Annotated in this window: 8 protein-coding genes; 6 read left to right on the top strand and 2 right to left on the bottom strand. The window is 53.1% G+C overall.

Annotated elements, in window-relative coordinates; genetic code table 11:
* Positions 1–6: 6 nt before the first annotated feature.
* From CCC32_RS12525 to CCC32_RS12510, 4 genes are all read left to right on the top strand, one after another.
* Positions 7–2121 (top strand): alpha-L-rhamnosidase-related protein, encoded by a 2115-nt coding sequence (locus CCC32_RS12525; RefSeq protein ID WP_287074934.1) that lies wholly within the window; start codon positions 7–9, stop codon positions 2119–2121.
* 112 nt (positions 2122–2233) lie between these two features.
* The gene (locus CCC32_RS12520; protein ID WP_287074932.1) at positions 2234–4900 is read left to right on the top strand and encodes an alpha-d-galacturonidase; all 2667 of its coding nucleotides are present in this window, start codon (positions 2234–2236) and stop codon (positions 4898–4900) included.
* A 64-nt stretch (positions 4901–4964) separates the two neighbouring features.
* On the top strand, positions 4965–9071 hold the full coding sequence (locus CCC32_RS12515) for a beta-d-glucuronidase/beta-L-arabinofuranosidase (protein WP_287074930.1): 4107 nt from the start codon (positions 4965–4967) through the stop codon (positions 9069–9071).
* A 562-nt stretch (positions 9072–9633) separates the two neighbouring features.
* The gene (locus CCC32_RS12510) at positions 9634–10659 is read left to right on the top strand and encodes an IS110 family RNA-guided transposase (protein ID WP_042517114.1); all 1026 of its coding nucleotides are present in this window, start codon (positions 9634–9636) and stop codon (positions 10657–10659) included.
* 167 nt (positions 10660–10826) lie between these two features.
* On the opposite strand, the gene CCC32_RS12505 is transcribed toward CCC32_RS12510, so the two are convergent.
* Positions 10827–11888: a GNAT family N-acetyltransferase gene (locus CCC32_RS12505; RefSeq protein WP_287074928.1), complete on the bottom strand. Its 1062-nt coding sequence runs from the start codon at positions 11886–11888 to the stop codon at positions 10827–10829.
* Positions 11889–12269: 381 nt separating this feature from the next.
* Between CCC32_RS12505 and CCC32_RS12500 the strand changes: the two genes are divergently transcribed.
* A complete protein-coding gene (locus tag CCC32_RS12500; RefSeq protein WP_278839589.1) occupies positions 12270–13808 on the top strand; it encodes an alpha-L-fucosidase in 1539 nt (512 codons plus the stop codon).
* A 123-nt stretch (positions 13809–13931) separates the two neighbouring features.
* Here the strand turns inward: CCC32_RS12500 and CCC32_RS12495 are convergent, their stop codons facing one another.
* Positions 13932–14912 (bottom strand): IS982-like element IS1187 family transposase, encoded by a 981-nt coding sequence (locus tag CCC32_RS12495; protein WP_287071389.1) that lies wholly within the window; start codon positions 14910–14912, stop codon positions 13932–13934.
* Between the two features lie 84 nt (positions 14913–14996).
* Here CCC32_RS12495 and CCC32_RS12490 point away from each other — a divergent pair, with 84 nt between their 5' ends.
* Positions 14997–16640: a hypothetical protein gene (locus CCC32_RS12490; protein WP_287074924.1), complete on the top strand. Its 1644-nt coding sequence runs from the start codon at positions 14997–14999 to the stop codon at positions 16638–16640.
* Positions 16641–16888: the final 248 nt, after the last annotated feature.

Here is a 16888-nt window from a genome sequence, read left to right as displayed (position 1 = left end):
AACGATATGGACAACAAGGCAACATGGGTATGGTATCCCGGCGACTTTGAGGTGTGGCTCGGCAACAAGTTCAACAACCGCCGCACGGAGCGCGGAGCGATGTTTCCGCCGTTCTGGAAGCAAGACAGCCATTACGTCACAGTGGAGTTCTCCACCGCCGTGAGCCTCGACAAGGCAGAGACGATAACGATAGCCGCAGAGGGAGATTTCAATTTCATGCTCGACGGCAAGCTGCAGTTCGGCATGCCCGGCAGGTTCACCGTGCCGGCAGGCGACCACCGTCTCAACTTCAAGGTTCACAACCAGTCGGTGCCGCCAGCCCTCTACGTGAAGGGCAGGACGATAAAGAGCGGCAACACATGGCTCGCCACCTATGAAGACAAGATATGGATAGACGAGAATGGCGTTGCCCACGGATCGGGAATCTACGTGCCCGCCGCGTCGTGGACCTTCGACAATATCGACACCCCGCCCTCGTCATACAGTCTGGAGAGAACGGAGATGCAGCCCGTTGGCGAAGAGCAGACGGGCAAGAACAAATGGCTGTTTGATTTCGGAATCGAAACCTTCGGCTATGTCAGGCTCAAGGGCGTGACAGGCAAGGGAATATTGAACATATACTATGGCGAGAGCCGTGAGGAAGCCCTCGACATGGACCGCTGCGAGACCCTCGACCGCCTGGACCTCCGCGCCAACAGGTTTGCCGAGGAAGAGGTGGAGATAGTGCTCGACGACAGCAAGGCGTTCCGCTACGTGATGGTGGAGGCAAAGGGGATGATAACATTCTCTGATGTGGCGATGGACTATGAATATTCGGCGTTCAGCCACAAGAAGAGCGGTTCGTTCAGATGCGACGACCGCCGGCTCAACAAGATATGGCAGGTGGCGGCATATACCATGGACCTCACCACACGCGAGTTCTTCGTGGATGGCATCAAGCGCGACCGCTGGACATGGTCGGGCGACGCCATACAGTCGTATCTCATGAACTACTATCTGCGCTTCGATACCGACTGCGTGCGCCGCACCATCCGTCAGCTCAGAGGCAAAGACCCCGTTACGGCACATGTCAACACCATCATGGACTACACGTTCTATTGGTTCAAGTCGGTGCTCGATTTCTATCAGTACACCGGCGACATCCGTTTCGTCAGAGAGATATACCCCAGGATGCAGACCCTCATGCAGTATGTCATCGGCAGACTCAATCCCGAGGGGATGGCAGAGGGAAAGGAAGACGACTGGATATTCGTTGACTGGGTGGACTTCCCTATGCACAAGCGCGGCACACTCTGTTTCGAACAGATACTGCTCTGCAAGGCATTCCAGACCATGCACACCTGTGCCGAGGTGCTCCGCGACAACCCGTTGCAGAATCCTCCGCAAGGCAGCATCACCACCGCTGAATACGCCAAGGATGCCGACCGCTACGGAAAGCTCGCCGCCGACCTCAAGGCAAAGCTCAAGCCCACCTTCTGGGACGACAGCCGCAGCGCCTTCATGCACGCCATAGAGGATGGCAGGATGAACCGTGACATCACGGCATTCCCAAATATGTTCGCTATAATATATGATATGGTGGACGATGATGACAAGCGCCGGATAATGGACTCCGTGATGCTGAATTCCGACATCGAACCCATCACCACGCCATATATGCGCTTCTATGAACTCGAGGCGATGTGCCGGATGGGATATCAGGAGCGTGTGCTGCCCGAGATTCTCGGCTATTGGGGAGGAATGATAGGCGAGGGAGCCACCAGCTTCTGGGAGAAATACAATCCCGCCGACCAGGGAGCAGAACATCTCGCCATGTATGGCCGCCCCTACGGCAAGAGCCTCTGCCACGCCTGGGGAGCCAGTCCGATATATCTCATAGGCAGATATTTCCTCGGCGTAAGTCCCACCAAACCCGGTTATGCGGAATATGAGGTGCGCCCCGTGCTCGGCGGACTGAAACGGATGCAGGGCAGTGTGCCCACACCGTTCGGAGAAGTCAGAGTGAAGATGGATGCCACCAGCGTCAGCGTGAAGAGCGACGGCGGAAAAGGCGTCCTCGTATTGGGAGACAGAAAATACGACATACCCGTGGGCAAGGAGCTCCGCATAGACCGTTTCTGAGGGCGGCAATGGAGGAAAAGCCGCCTTCAGCGGAAATCGGAAGAAAACGACTTTTTTGAACAATGGACAATCTGGTAACGTGACACACGTGCCACACCCAACTAAAACAGATATGACAAGCAAAACGATATTAGCATTCGCTGCCGCTGTGGCATTCGCCTCATGCGGACACAACGACACATTGGTGAAGACAACGACACAGTCGCCACAGACCGACTATGCCGCTACACTCATCGCCAACAACATAAAGGCTATGCCCAAAGGCTATAGCATCAGCATCGGTATTGCCGGCGACACCGTGGGGAAACCGGCAGAAGGATTCTCGCTGCAGCGCAAGGGAAAGAAAATCAGCATCATCGGCAACGATGCCTCGGGAGCCATCTACGGTGCCAACCGTCTCGTGGAGTATTTCAGGATGAACAACTCCCTCGAAATACCCTACACCATCGTTGACGCACCAGAGATGAAGCTCCGCGGAGCATGCGTGGGACTGCAGAAGACCGTGTATCTGCCTGGCCACAAAGTATATGAATACCCATATACGCCAGAGAATTTCCCGTGGTTCTACGACAAGGAGCTGTGGGTGAAATACCTCGACATGCTCGCCGCCGACAATATGAACGCCGTGTTCCTGTGGAACGGCCATCCCTTCGCCTCGCTCGTGAAGCTCAAGGACTATCCCTTCGCTCCCGAAGTGGACGACGCCACGATGAAGAAAAACCAGGAGATGTTCTCCTTCCTCACCCAGGAGGCAGGCAAGCGAGGCATACGCGTGATACAGATGTTCTACAACATCATAGTGTCGAAACCTTTCGCCGACCACTACGGCATAAAGACACAAGACCGCAACCGCCCCATCACACCGCTCATCGCCGACTACACACGCAAGAGCATAGCGGCATTCATAGAGAACTATCCCAATGTGGGCTTCCTGGTGTGTCTGGGAGAGGCGATGTCGGGAGTCGACACCGACATAAAATGGATGAACGAGACCATCATTCCAGGCATCAAAGACGGACTGAAGGCTTCGGGACGCACCGACGAACCGCCAATCATCCTGAGATCACACGACACCGACGGACCGCGAGTGCTACACGAGGCGCTGCCGCTATACAAGAACATCTATACGATGAGCAAATACACCGGCGAGTCGCTCACCACCTATCAGCCGCAAGGACCATGGGCTGAGACCCACCGCCAGCTCGCCGCCGCAGCACCCGTGCATATCAGCAATGTGCATATCCTCGCCAACCTCGAACCGTGGCGGTGGAGCTCACCGACGTTCATAGAGAAAACCGTGCAGGCGATGCACAACGTGCACCACGCCAACGGACTACATCTCTATCCGCAGGCAAACTACTGGGACTGGCCATACACCGCCGACAAGCTGCCCGACGGAAAGAGGGAGCTGCAGATAGACCGCGACTGGATGTGGTATCAGGCATGGGGACGATACTCATGGAACTGCCACCGCGGAGAAGACAAGACATTCTGGAAGAAGACCCTGGCAGAATACTACGGCACCGACACGCTGACCGCCGGCCGAATCATAGAGGCGTATGACCAGAGCGGAGAGATAGCACCCAAGCTGCTGCGACGCTTCGGCATCACAGAGGGCAACCGCCAGTGTCTGCTGCTCGGAATGAAGATGAGCCAGCTCGTCAACCCATACAAATACACCATCTATCCGGGATTCTATGAGAGCTGCGGACCTACGGGCGAGAAACTCATAGAATATGTGGAGAAGGAATGGAAGCACGAGAAACACGTGGGAGAACTGCCCCTCGACATCGTGGACCAGTGTGTGGCACACGGCGAAAAGGCACAGGAGGCGCTGAAGGGACTCGCGGCAAGCGTGACGAAGAACAGGGACGAATTCCTCAGACTCGCCAACGACATCGACTGCTACAGCGACTTCGCCCGTTCGTTCCGCTACAAGGTGCTTGCCGCCGAGCAGGTGCTCAACTACAAATGGACGAAAGACGCCGGCTATCTCAAGAAAGCCGTGCCGCTCCTCGAACAGAGCGACAGCTGCTATATGGCACTCGTGGACAAGACCCGCGACACATACTACAACGCCAACAGCATGCTCACCTCGCAGCGCCGCATCCCTGTGGGAGGCGACGGAGGAAAATACAGCACATGGCAGGAGATGATGCCCGTGTATCAGCAGGAACTCGACAACCTGAAGAAGAACATCGCCAGTCTCACATCCACCGACAAGACAGCCACACGCCGCGAGAACATCGCCAAGCTGAATGATGCGCTGACGGGCAAGGGCAACGCTAAGAAGGGCGAAGTGACGCTCCTGAGCGACTACCCCGTGGTGACGCTGAAGAAGGGCGCACGCCTCTTTGCCGGTCGCGATGAGGCTGTGGACACGCTGGCAACAGAACTGCAGGGAATGAAGGCACTGGTGCTCAACCGCGACACGGCACGCATCAAGGGTATCTCGGTGGAGTTCACCGCCACGAAGCCAGTGAAACTCCTCGTGGGATTCTTCGTTGACGACCAGACAAAATTCGCCCGTCCGCCGAAGCTCGAAACCGACGCTACCGGAAACGAATACGGACAGGCAGAGCCAGTGATAAGCAACGCACTGATAATGACCACAATGCCGATAGCCAACATCCACGCCTACAGCTTCCCTGCCGGCCACCATGTGATAAATCTGCCCAAGGGAATAATAATGGTGGCAGGATTCACTGACAGCGAGCTGAAGATACGCGACGCCAAACTCAACGGTGCAGGAACGGAAGTGGACTGGCTGTTCATGTAACCCCGACAAACGGCCATTGTAACCCCAAACGGCAATCAGGCAAATATAGAATTCAAAACGGATTATGAAACGAATATATCTTATAATATCCCTCTGCCTCCTGCTCACAGTCAGCGCAGCAGCCCAGCGCCGCGGCAAGCACCGCACGGCAGCCAAGGCGGCGGCAGTGACGCAGCAGGAGATGCAGCGTATCTACGAGACCGTGAAGACGCCATACAAATACGGAATGGTGGTGGCACCGGCCGACAACGGCCACAAGATAGACTGTCCGACGGTGTTCCGCAAGGACGGCAAGTGGTTTATGACCTACGTGTGCTACAACGGCAAAGGCGGAACTGACGGCAGAGGCTACGAGACATGGATTGCCACCAGCGGCGACCTGCTCCACTGGCAGACACTCGGCAGAGTGCTCGAATACGGAAGCGGCGACGAATGGGACAGAAACCAGCGCGGAGGATTCCCGGCGCTCGTAGACTACACCTGGGGCGGCTCCTATGAGATAGAGCGATACAAGGGACGCTACTGGATGACATACATCGGAGGAGAGGGCACCGGCTATGAGGCGGTGAACGCTCCGCTGAGCATCGGACTGGCGTCTACGAAGCTTGACGTGACGAAGGCTCACCCTTGGGAGACGGCAGGCAAGCCGGTGATGTCTTACAAAGACAAGAACGCCCAGTGGTGGGAATACATGACACAGTATAAGAGCACGGTGTATCGTGTGGACAAGAAACTCTTCGGCTATCCCTTCATGATGTATTACAATGCCGGAGGAAAAAACGCCACACATCCCAAAGGCGAGCGCATCGGAGTGGCTTTCTCACACGACATGAAGAAATGGACACGCTACAAGGCTAACCCCATCTTTGCCCACGATACCGACGGCACCATAACAGGCGACGCGCAGATAGTGAAGATGGGAAACATCTACGTGATGTTCTATTTCTCTGCCTTCAACCCCACCCGCGAATACAACGCCTACAACACCTTCGCCGCAAGCCGCGACATGATACACTGGTATGACTGGCAGGGAGCCGACCTTATCGTGCCGTCGAAACCATACGACGAGATGTTCGCCCACAAGAGCTATGTGGTGGAACACGACGGAGTGGTATATCATTTCTATTGCGCCGTGAACAACAGCGGACAGCGGGGCATCGCCGTGGCTACGAGCCGTCCGATGGGAAAGAGCGAAATCTCATTCCCGGCGCCGGACCCAGTGGGCAAACGCACCACTGTGGGCCTGAACGGCAGTTGGCAGATAACCTTCGGTGGAGAGACCTTCACCAAAGACATACCCTTCAACCTCGACGACTATTACGGAGCGCTGCAGAAGGAACACGGCAACCTGCACGGCAAGGCGGTGTTCCGCAAAGCGTTCACAGTTCCCGATCTGGAAGGCAAGGAGTATTTCCTGAGATTCGAGGGAGTGGGCACATATTGCGACATACTGCTCAACGGCAAGAAGCTCGGCACCTACGACATCGGGCGTACCACCGAGACGATAGACATCACGCAGAGCGTGGCGAGGGGAAAGGAGAACAGTCTTGAAGTGCGCGTGTCGCATCCCAAAGGCATCACCGACATGCCGTGGGTGTGCGGTGGATGCAGTTCGGAATGGGGATTCAGCGAGGGATCGCAGCCCTTCGGCATCTTCCGTCCGGTGGTGATGGAGATTACCGACAAGGTGCGCATAGAGCCGTTCGGAGTGCATGTGTGGTCGAACCAGGCATGCGACAGTATCTTCGTCGACACCGAGGTGAAGAACTATGGAGAGGAGGCAGCCACCTTCAAGTTGATAAACAAGCTCTCGGAGAAGAACGGTAAGCAGACCCTGCGCCTGACCGACGAGGTGACGCTGCTGCCGGGAGAGGTGAAGACCGTGCGCCAGCAGGCAGCGATACAGAATCCGCGGCGCTGGACGATGGAGAAGCCGTATCTCTACAACCTCAACACCATGATAAAGCGAGGCGGAAAGGCTACCGACGACCTGCTGACGCCGTTCGGATTCCGCAGCATATCATGGCCGCTGACGAGAGGCGACGGCGACAAGCGCTTCTATCTCAACGGCAAACCGGAGTTCATCAACGGCGTGTGTGAGTATGAACACCTGTTCGGACAGAGCCACGCCTTCAGCGACGAGCAGATAGAGGCGAGGATGAAGGAGGTGATGACCACGGGCTTCAACGCCTTCCGCGACGCACACCAGCCACACAACCTGCTATACAAGAAGATAATCGACGAGAACGGCATACTGTGGTGGCCGCAGTTCTCGGCACATATATGGTATGACACGCCACAGTTCAAGGAGAGCTTCAAGCGCCACCTCATACAATGGGTGAAGGAGCGCCGCAACTCTCCGTCGGTAATCCTGTGGGGACTGCAGAACGAGAGCACCATACCGGCGGAATTCGCCAAGGAATGCTCCGACATCATCCGCCGGCTCGACCCCACATGCGGAACGCAGCGCCTCGTGACCACCTGCAACGGAGGCGAGGGGACAGACTGGAACGTGGTGCAGAACTGGAGCGGCACGTATGGCGGAAAGCTCGAAGACTACGCCAAGGAACTCTCGCGCGACGACCAGCTCCTCAACGGAGAATACGGAGCGTGGCGCACACTTGGCAACCACTCGGGAGAACGCTACACTGAGGAGAAGCAGTGTGACATACTGGAGCGCAAGGTGCAGCTGGCAGAGAGCGTGAAGGACAGTGTGTGCGGACAGTTCCTCTGGACCCTGCAGAGCCACGACAATCCCGGACGCCGACAGCCGGAGGAGGGCTTCAGGATGATAGACAAGGTGGGACCCTTCAACCACAAGGGACTGATATCCACATGGGAGCAGCCAGGTGACGCATTCTATATGTATAAGTCACACTACGTGTCTGCCGACAAGGAACCGCTGGTGTATATCGTGCCGGCGATACATATCGACAGCATCGGCGGAAAGAAAGAGGAGGGCGACAGTATGGCTGTGGCAACTCTCGACAGTGTGAGGGTTTACAGCAACTGCGACCGTGTGACGCTGAGCTGCGGACAGTGGAGCCAGACCAAGGAGCGCGACATCAAGGGCAACACCACGCTCTTCCGCTTCTATGGAGTGAAGGCGGGCGGCGACGCCCTCGTGGCACGCGGATACTGCAAAGACCGTCTGGTGAGCTGCGACTCCCTCGCCATGCCTTCGTATAACGCATGGAACGAGGATATCATAAAGCCTGCCAACGGATACAACTACATAGCGCGCATAAACTGTGGCGGCGACGACTATGTGGACAGCTACGGACTGACCTGGCAGCAGGACAACAGCAGCTGGTCATCGTCGTGGGGCGACGGGTTCAAGAAGGAGACCAGCCCCTATCAGGCGAGCCAGACGTATAATCCGCTGATGTTCGCCTCGCCGCTCTTCCGCAGTTCGCGATTCGGCAGACACCGTCTGTCGTACACCATACCGGCGCAGCCCGGCGACTATCGCGTGGAACTCTATTTCATCGAGCCTTGGTGGGGCAGGGGAGAGTCGGCGACTACCGATTATGAGGGCTTGCGACTCTTTGATGTGGCGGTGAACGACACCACACGAATCCGCAACCTCGACCTCTGGGCACAGGCGCGCTACGGCAGACCATACAAGCGGGTGCTGAATGTTCACAACGAGGGCAAGGAGATACGTATCGACTTCCCGAAGGTGAATGCCGGACAGGCTGTCATCTCTGCCATCGCCGTGGCGACCGAAAACCACGACGTGAAGCCGGTGGAGAAGAAACCGAAGAAGGAGAGCAAGACGATGTGGGCAGACTTCGAGAAAGAGACCTATGCCGCCACACCCGACAGTCTGCTGCCGCCGAAGACCAGCAGTGCCATCACCGCAGAGGGAATCCTGCACAAGGGAACGATGACGTTTGAATACAACGTTGGTGTGGCAAAGGTGTATGCCCTGAGATTCCGCTACTACAATCCTGAGAAGGAGCGCACGCTCCACGTGAAGATAACCGACCTCAACGGTGTGGTATACAAGGAAGACGACATCACCTTCGTGAAGACTCCGGAGAAGAAGACCAAGCGCCGCAACACGAGCATCACCACTGGTTCGCAGACCAATGCCGGCAGCTATAAGGTGACTCTCACGGGCGACGGCATCGACAGGATGCTCTTCGAGAAGCTGACGATAGAATAGAATATCTGGGTGTGAAAAAGCACAGAAAACAGAATCGCTCAAACATTATGTCTTGAAAACAATATTGTTCAAAGCATAATGTTTGAGCGATTTTTTTGTTTTTATCCCAAAGCGGTCATTAGGGCTTGCTTGTATTTTGCTTTTTAGAAGAGTGGATTTTGTTTGGCTTTTAATGAGTAATAGCGAGCTATTGCGAATTAAAAACAGGCAAAAGACACCTTATAAAAAGCAAAAGACTGCAAGCAGTTGTAAAATATGACATTAAACGGCCTAATGACCTCTAAGTTTGCAGAAGATTGCGACGAAGTCGCATAAACTCCAAAATAATCAAGGTAAAACTATGATTGCTAAAGACAGTTTCGTACCTTTGTTGTAAAAAGGTAGAATCGGTCTGTCGAAGAGGTAAACCAGCTAATGACCCAGCCGTAAAGCTATAAATCGTTTAGGTCCTCATCGACATAGTTGCAAAGACCAGATAGAAAGTTATCGGCTCTGAGCCTTGTTAGAGTGTTAGTCCATACAACTATTGACCAATTCTACACAATATAACTCGTACAAAGTTATGAAGAATTTATTTATCGGAGTTGATTTTTCGAAAGAAAAAGTTGATGTGGCTATCCTTTTTGCAGACGGACTGGCAGAAACCGCTGCTAGAGTGTTCAACGAGTTCAAGACAACCGTGTCTGGCTATAGGCAGTTGGTCAAGTGGGTTGAGCAGAATTCCTGCGGTATCGACTCGTCCTTGTGGCTCTTCTGTGGCGAGAACACGGGCGACTACAGCAAGGGACTGTGCAACTTCCTCTACGGTAAAGGCTACGACATGTGGCTTGAGAACGCAAAGAGCATCAAAGACGCATCTGGTCTTAGACGATTGAAGTCTGACCGTGCTGACGCCTCGATGATTGCAGAATACGCCATGAGGAATTACGATAAAGCCGTTATGTACGAGCCTCTTAGCGAGTCGCTTACACAACTGCGTGAGCTGTTCCTATACCGTCAGATGATCGTAAGACACAGATGCAGTTTCCAGGTGCGTAGAGGCGAAAAGCGACTCACTATGGAGAAGTCGCCAGTCAAGACAATGATTTCGCAGAGCGGACGGCACATCGTCTCTGAACTCAATAAGGAGATAGAGAAGATAGATAAGCGCATTGCCGATCTCATCAAGTCGGACGAGGAACTCACCGAGGTGTTCACCATCGTGACCTCGGTGCCTGGCATAGGAACGCAGAACGCTGTGTGCCTGATGGTGTACACCGACAACTTCCGGCGTTTCAACTACGACTCACGCAAGATTGCCTGCTATTACGGCCTAGCTCCATTTGGCAAAGATTCGGGAACCAGTGTGCATTCCGATCCGCATGTACATTATATGGCTAACCGCCAGATAAAGGCCATGCTGACGCAAGCGGCACTAGCTGCCGTCAACTTCAATCCCATTATGGCGAGGTACTACATGCGCCTCGTAGAACGAGGAAAGAAGAAGCAGGTTGCACTGAACAATGTCAAGAACAAACTTGTACATTTGGTCACAGCCATGGTCAGAAATCGCCAAACATTCACCCCTGAATATAAAATCTCAGCATAAATTGAAAATAATGGTCAAAACATTTGGATATTAACATAGAAAGCGATTTGGGTTTATTATCCCTAACAGGGCTTCAGAGCTTGTCCGGGTTTTGTCTTTCAGAAGAGCGACTTTATCACCAATGGGTTATAAGAACTTGATTTGTCTTTCAGAAGAGAGGTCTTGTCCTACAGCCTCTTGTCGATGCGGCAAAGCGGTTCGTTCTGTCCGCCCATCTCCTTTTTGTATCTCTCGTCGCCGCGACACATGTCGAAGTCTGCCACTCCCTCGTCAATCCATCTCTTCGAAGCCTCGAGTATGAGCAGGATGCCGGGAGAATAGCGGCTGAAAGAAGTGTCGATGGCGAGCTTCGGCATGAGCAGATGGTTGCGGTGGCGATACACAATCATGAATGCCGCCGGCCGGTCATCGATATGCAGCACGTAGAGCTCCGCCGCATCGAGCGTCTTCAGACTGCGGTTGGCGCATCCCGAACGGGTTTCATACATAGCCTTGAGGCTGATGCCGATTTCAGACATAGCTCCCGTCTTGCGGTGGCGCCAAGCCATCTTGCGTCTCAGATAGAGTTTCCACAGACTGCGCATATATCCGTCGTCGGGCATTCCGCCCCGGCGATACACCTTCAGTTCCATCCTCTTGGAGTCGGTTTTCAGATGGTTGTATGCCTTGCGGATGTTCTTGTATATGTTCTTGTTGAGCGATGCCACATAATCCTCATGGCTTTCAAATCCGTCGAGCGGCACATGATAGCTCGTGCGCTCCTTCAGTTCGCCGCCAATTCTCTTCATCACGCCGGCGAAGGGAGCCGCCATGGGCACGTCGGCAAAGCTGATCTTCATCCCCTTGTGTGCCGTCTCGATATATCCGGCGATGGCAGCCGTCATCTCCCCGTCCCACTCCCCTGTGTAGGGGCAGCTGATGTTGAGCACTCCCGCCACTCTGCATGAGGGAATCCTCACCTTCTTCGACAGTCGTGTCACCTGTGTGGGTATGATGGCGAACGGTCTGCCGTCGAGTCTCACCAGATGGTAGCGCATCGCAGAGGCAAACTTGCCGAAGCCCCTGGTGGTGTGGCGGAACAGGAATTCGTTCCATTCGTAAGTCTGGTAATATGTGTATTCAACGTATCTGACGCCGTTCTCCTCCGCTTTCCTGTCGAGCTCGGTCCATTCCGTTTTGATTTCGTTGATATCGTTGTGGCTGCTGAATGATAATAATCCTTTTGGCATAGTGTGGTTTTGCTGATTGTACCCAAATGGTTTGATGACCGATTGGGACTTGATGATGTGTCATTTCTCGTAGGCAGGTGCAAAAGTAATGAATAAAAACAGAATAATATGCAATATGTCCAAATAAGTGGCGGCGAAAATATTTCATCATCACTAAAAGGGCTGTTGTATCTCATATTTGACATTGGGGGGATTGAAAATAGGGGCAACTTTTTGAAATGCCGGAAAAACTTCGTAAATTAGCGGCGAAAACAAAAAGAGCAGAATGGTTGGGAATCCCGAAACAGGGGGATGTGATATTTAGGGATTTCCATTTCGTGGCTTTGCGACTTTGAATCAGTTAAGAACCCAATTGTTTTTCAAAACATATAGATGACATTTATGAAGAAAATCCACATCTTGTTGTCGGCATTGAGTCTGGCTGCTGCGGCACCCGCCACTTTGTCGGCACAAAACAATTTCCAGTTGGTTGAGGAGAGCATGAGCAATCCGGACAACACACCGGCTCCCGTATATCCGGTGCCGAGCGACCGTCAGCTCAAATGGAACGAAACGGAATTCTACGCTTTCTTCCACTACGGCATGAACACCTATACCAACCAGGAATGGGGGACAGGCATGGAGCGTGAGACAGTATTCGCACCGACACAGAAACCCGACCCGAAGCAGTGGCTTGAGGTGGCAAAGAAGGCTCATATGAAGGGTGGCATCGCCGTGGTGAAGCATCACGACGGCTTCTGCCTATGGCCTACAGCAACGACAGAGCACTGCACGCGCAACTCTTCCGGCTACGGAAAGGATGTAGACATCCCGAAGGACTTTGCCGACGCCGCACGCGAGCTCAACATGAAATACGGCTTCTATGTCTCTCCGTGGGACCTGTCGAGTCCGTATTGGGGCAAGAAAGACAGCAACGGCAACTATACCGACGAGTATGCAAGGCTCGTGTTCCTGCCTCAGTGTGCAGAGCTTGCACAGTATGGTAAAGACCAGTTTGAGATGTGGTTCGACGGCGCTACCGGTGGCGACTATGCAGGCGGTTATGGCAGCTACACCACTTCGGAGAAACGCACCATCGACAACTCGCAGACATACTACGACATTCCCAACCTCCGCGACTCTATCCACAATCTCCTTCCCGACGTCGTAATGTGGGGCGTTGGCGACGAGGTACGCTGGATAGGCAACGAGAACGGCTATTCAGGACAGACATGCTGGTCAATGGGCGACGGCGAGACGGGCAGTGAATACGCATGGATGTGGGCAGCCGGCGAGAGCGACGCCAGATCTACAAAAGGCTGGTTCTGGGACTCAAACCTGGACAACGAGGTGAAGACTGCCGAGACTCTCTTCAAGATGTATCTTGAGACAGTAGGCCGTAACGCCACCTTGCTGCTCAACCTCCCGCCAAATCGCGCCGGCCTTATCGACGACTCTGTTGCAGAACAGATGGAGGCACTCGGCGACTTGCTCGACAAGCGCCTCGGCACCGACCTCGCAAAGAGCGCTACCGTGACAGCCGACTGCACCCGCGAGGCTATGGGCAACGGCAACTACGAAGCCAGGAATCTGATTGACGGAAACAAAGACACATATTGGGCAACTCCCGACGGCAGTAAGAAGGCTGTCATCGAACTCAAGTGGGACACGCCGCAGACAGTGCGCTACGTTTCGCTCATGGAGTATATCAAGCTCGGACAGCGCATCAAGAAGTTTAAGATCGAGACAAGTGAAGACGGAGTGACATTCACCAAGCGCGGTGGCAATCAGGCAACGACAACCGTAGGCTACAAGCGCATCATCCCACTCAACGGCTCAACGGCAGAATACTCTACAGACGGCTATATGGCAAAGGCTATACGCATCACCATCGAGAACTCAAGGTCTTGTCCGCTGCTCCACACAATAGAAGTGTTCTAAAACTGCACAGGCTGTCTCTGGAATACTACATTAAAGCGGTATGATGACCATTTTGGCTAATACTTATTCCATCAAGCAAAAAGCAAAGAAACAATGAACATAAAGAAATACCTGTTGGCGGAATTAATTTAGTGCATACTTAATTCTGCCAATGGGCTTGTCGTTAATGAAGTTTACGTATTGCAGAATGGTAAGTGCACTAATTTTGCCAATGATTCTGGCAAACAAACCATTCGTTATTTTCGCGTAGTTCCTGATGACCAGGAACTGGTCTGTAAGTTGAGAGAATATTGTCTCAATCCTCTTTCTTGCCTTTGCAAACGGAATGAATGTTGGTTTCCAGTCCTTTTGGTTGAGCCGATACGGACACTCCAGTCTTATGTGTGCGGTTTCGAACAAGTCAAGCTGTACGTCAGCTCCAATATACCCTTTGTCACCATAGATGCTACAGTCGTGATAAGTATGTTTTACATCCTTCATATAATGGAGATCAGCTACACTTGCCTTTGACAGATCATAGGAATGGATAACTCCACTTAACCCACAGAGAGCGTGTAACTTATAACCAAAATAATACGTATTCTGCGAAGCACAGAAGCCGAAGTCGGGAGCTTGCGAGAAATTGCCGGTACGCCCCATCTTGCAACGTTTTCCTCTTGCAACCCTACAAACCTCTATCGGCTTGGAGTCAACAAAGAACTGTTCCTCTCCGCCATCCATTTCCATGGCAATCCTCTTGCGCAGTTCCTCACACAGGCCTGACGTTTTCTTCCTGCGGTCATTGAACTGTCTCCTTGATATGAGATTGGGAATGCTGTCCTTGTACTCTTGCAATTTATAGTCGAACAACCACTTCTCACTATCAATGCTCTCGGTCTCTGCCGTCAGGGATAGCGCCACCACTTCCAAATCCGAAAACTTGGGAACAGGACCACGACGTGGAACATTACCCGATTCATTGACGAGATTTTCAGAGAATTGCTTGCATATCTCAAGTATTTTGACGAATTTTGTATAAAGGTTGTACATACGATGGTTCGAACTTAATGTTTTGGTCACTACTAAGTTACTAAAAATCAGCGATATGTACAACTTTTTACTCATATTTATCAACTTAAATTAATTCCGCCAACGGGTAACATAAAGAAATATATCTGCCTTGCGGGCCTCATTCTTCCTGTCGTCGCTATGGCGCAACAGGACAAGACACTCTGTGACTTCGAGACTCCGGAGAGCTACGTGAGTGTGCGTGCATACGACACATGTCCTATATCCCCCTTCAACCTCAACAGGCTCAAGGGTAATGTGCAGGTGGTTGACAACGACCTCAACGAAGTGGACTCCGATTTGGGTTACGCCCCTGATGAATCGTCAAAGATTCTCGGCGTGCAGCGCTCACGCTACGGCAGCAACACCTTCGGCGCTCTCGTAGAACTGAAGGAGCCGTTCGCTCTTGAAAAAAAGACACAATACATACACGTGAAGATCAGCTCCACCCGTTACACCCAGTTTATGCTCATCGGTCTGGGCAACCGCGACGACCGTCCTTGCCAGCCGGCAACGACAGAGCAGTTCTGGAGCCTGCCCACAAAAATCGGTACGGCAGGCAAATGGAAGGACGTGGTGTTCCCGGTCACGGGAGCCAAGGGCGTCACTATCAAGAGCCTCCTCGTTGTAGTAGACCGTCAGTCGCCTCACGACCAGAAGAGCGACTTCGCCGTATTCATCGATGATATCATCCTCAGCAGCAAGGTCGCTCCGTTCTTCTCAAAACCGGTTTACCCGATCAACTACAACAAGACGACAGCCCACACACGTGCCGACCGCTACATCAAGTCTGTTGGCCTCGGTTCGCAGACCGCAGCAGTAAACCAGGACACGGACAAGAAACTCTACATCAAGAACCTCGACGACATCTTCCTTGCCAGACCAGGCGAGACGGTCACGCCTGATATCAGTTGGAAAGGCGAGCGTATGCATGGGTATGCTTACCTCGACAAGGGTAACGACGGCAAGTTCAACGTTGATTACACCGACACCGGTATCACCGACAACAAGGACCTCGTAGCGTTTTCTTACTATAAGGGCGAGGACAGCAAGGGCGGTACGGCAAGCGACGGCTGCGGCGTGGCAATGCCTTCGTTCAGGATTGCAGAAGACCAGACACCGGGCATCTATCGAATGCGGTACAAAGTGGACTGGGACAACGCAGACCCCGGCGGCAGCACCACAACAGACAACAATATCTCGGACAACGGCGGAGGCATCGTTGACGTGCTCGTAAACATCCACGCTGACGAGGTGGATATCTACCGCACTGTTGAGGATAACGGCGGTGGTCTGAACGGTGAGATTCTCCTCTCCAACGGCAAGCCGGTGACAGGACAGACCACTCCCTTCGGTCGGTCATTCAAGATAAAGACCCAGCCGGCAGAAGGCTTCCTGCTCGACTACGTGAAGATTCGCCATGGCTACAATCTTGAGGGGGCGAACATGCTGAATGAGAATCCGCAGTGGAAGGAATACACAGTGCAGGCTTCACAATTCGTCAACGGTGAGTATACCATCCCTGCCGACTGCGTAGATGGCAATATCCGTTTCGTGCCGTACTTCAAGAGCAAGCCTTCAGGCGTTGACAGTCCTACACCAGCGACATTCACCGTGAAGGCTGGCAAGGGCGAGATCGTTCTCAACGCCGAAGTGGCTACGAGAGTGGAGATCGTAAACCTTCAGGGCAGCTTGTTGTTCAGCGGCACAATTGAAGGCTCACGCACAATCTGCGTTCACCAGGACGTCTACATCGTTAACGGCGAGAAAATTCTCGTGTGGTGATATGATATTCACTCAGAATATAATCGAAACGCCATAACGAATCACATAGGTCAGAATTTCCCCCACGGCGTGGGGAATAGAACCCCCTAATGTGGGGTTTCCTTCCCCACGCCGTGGGGGAAAATTTCGTGTATATGGTTTAGCCCCAAATCTGTCGTTTGGACTTGTAGGGATTCTGTTGTTGTTCTTGCATAGAGGATTTTTGTTGGGTTAAGACTAAATAAGTAGGTTTCACTTCCTTTAATTTT

The organism is Prevotella sp. LMAG:51 (assembly GCF_008680225.1).
GTDB classification, from domain to species: domain Bacteria; phylum Bacteroidota; class Bacteroidia; order Bacteroidales; family Bacteroidaceae; genus Prevotella; species Prevotella pectinovora.
This window is presented reverse-complemented; position numbering and strand designations above follow the sequence as displayed.

What these genes read in the sequence shown, in the direction of transcription:
- CCC32_RS12525 (WP_287074934.1), top strand. Translation starts at nt 7, where the DNA reads ATGGACAACAAGGCAACATGGGTATGGTATCCCGGCGACTTTGAGGTG.
- CCC32_RS12520 (WP_287074932.1), top strand. Translation starts at nt 2,234, where the DNA reads ATGACAAGCAAAACGATATTAGCATTCGCTGCCGCTGTGGCATTCGCC.
- CCC32_RS12515 (WP_287074930.1), top strand. Translation starts at nt 4,965, where the DNA reads ATGAAACGAATATATCTTATAATATCCCTCTGCCTCCTGCTCACAGTC.
- CCC32_RS12510 (WP_042517114.1), top strand. Translation starts at nt 9,634, where the DNA reads ATGAAGAATTTATTTATCGGAGTTGATTTTTCGAAAGAAAAAGTTGAT.
- CCC32_RS12505 (WP_287074928.1), bottom strand. Translation starts at nt 11,888, where the DNA reads ATGCCAAAAGGATTATTATCATTCAGCAGCCACAACGATATCAACGAA.
- CCC32_RS12500 (WP_278839589.1), top strand. Translation starts at nt 12,270, where the DNA reads ATGAAGAAAATCCACATCTTGTTGTCGGCATTGAGTCTGGCTGCTGCG.
- CCC32_RS12495 (WP_287071389.1), bottom strand. Translation starts at nt 14,912, where the DNA reads ATGAGTAAAAAGTTGTACATATCGCTGATTTTTAGTAACTTAGTAGTG.
- CCC32_RS12490 (WP_287074924.1), top strand. Translation starts at nt 14,997, where the DNA reads ATGGCGCAACAGGACAAGACACTCTGTGACTTCGAGACTCCGGAGAGC.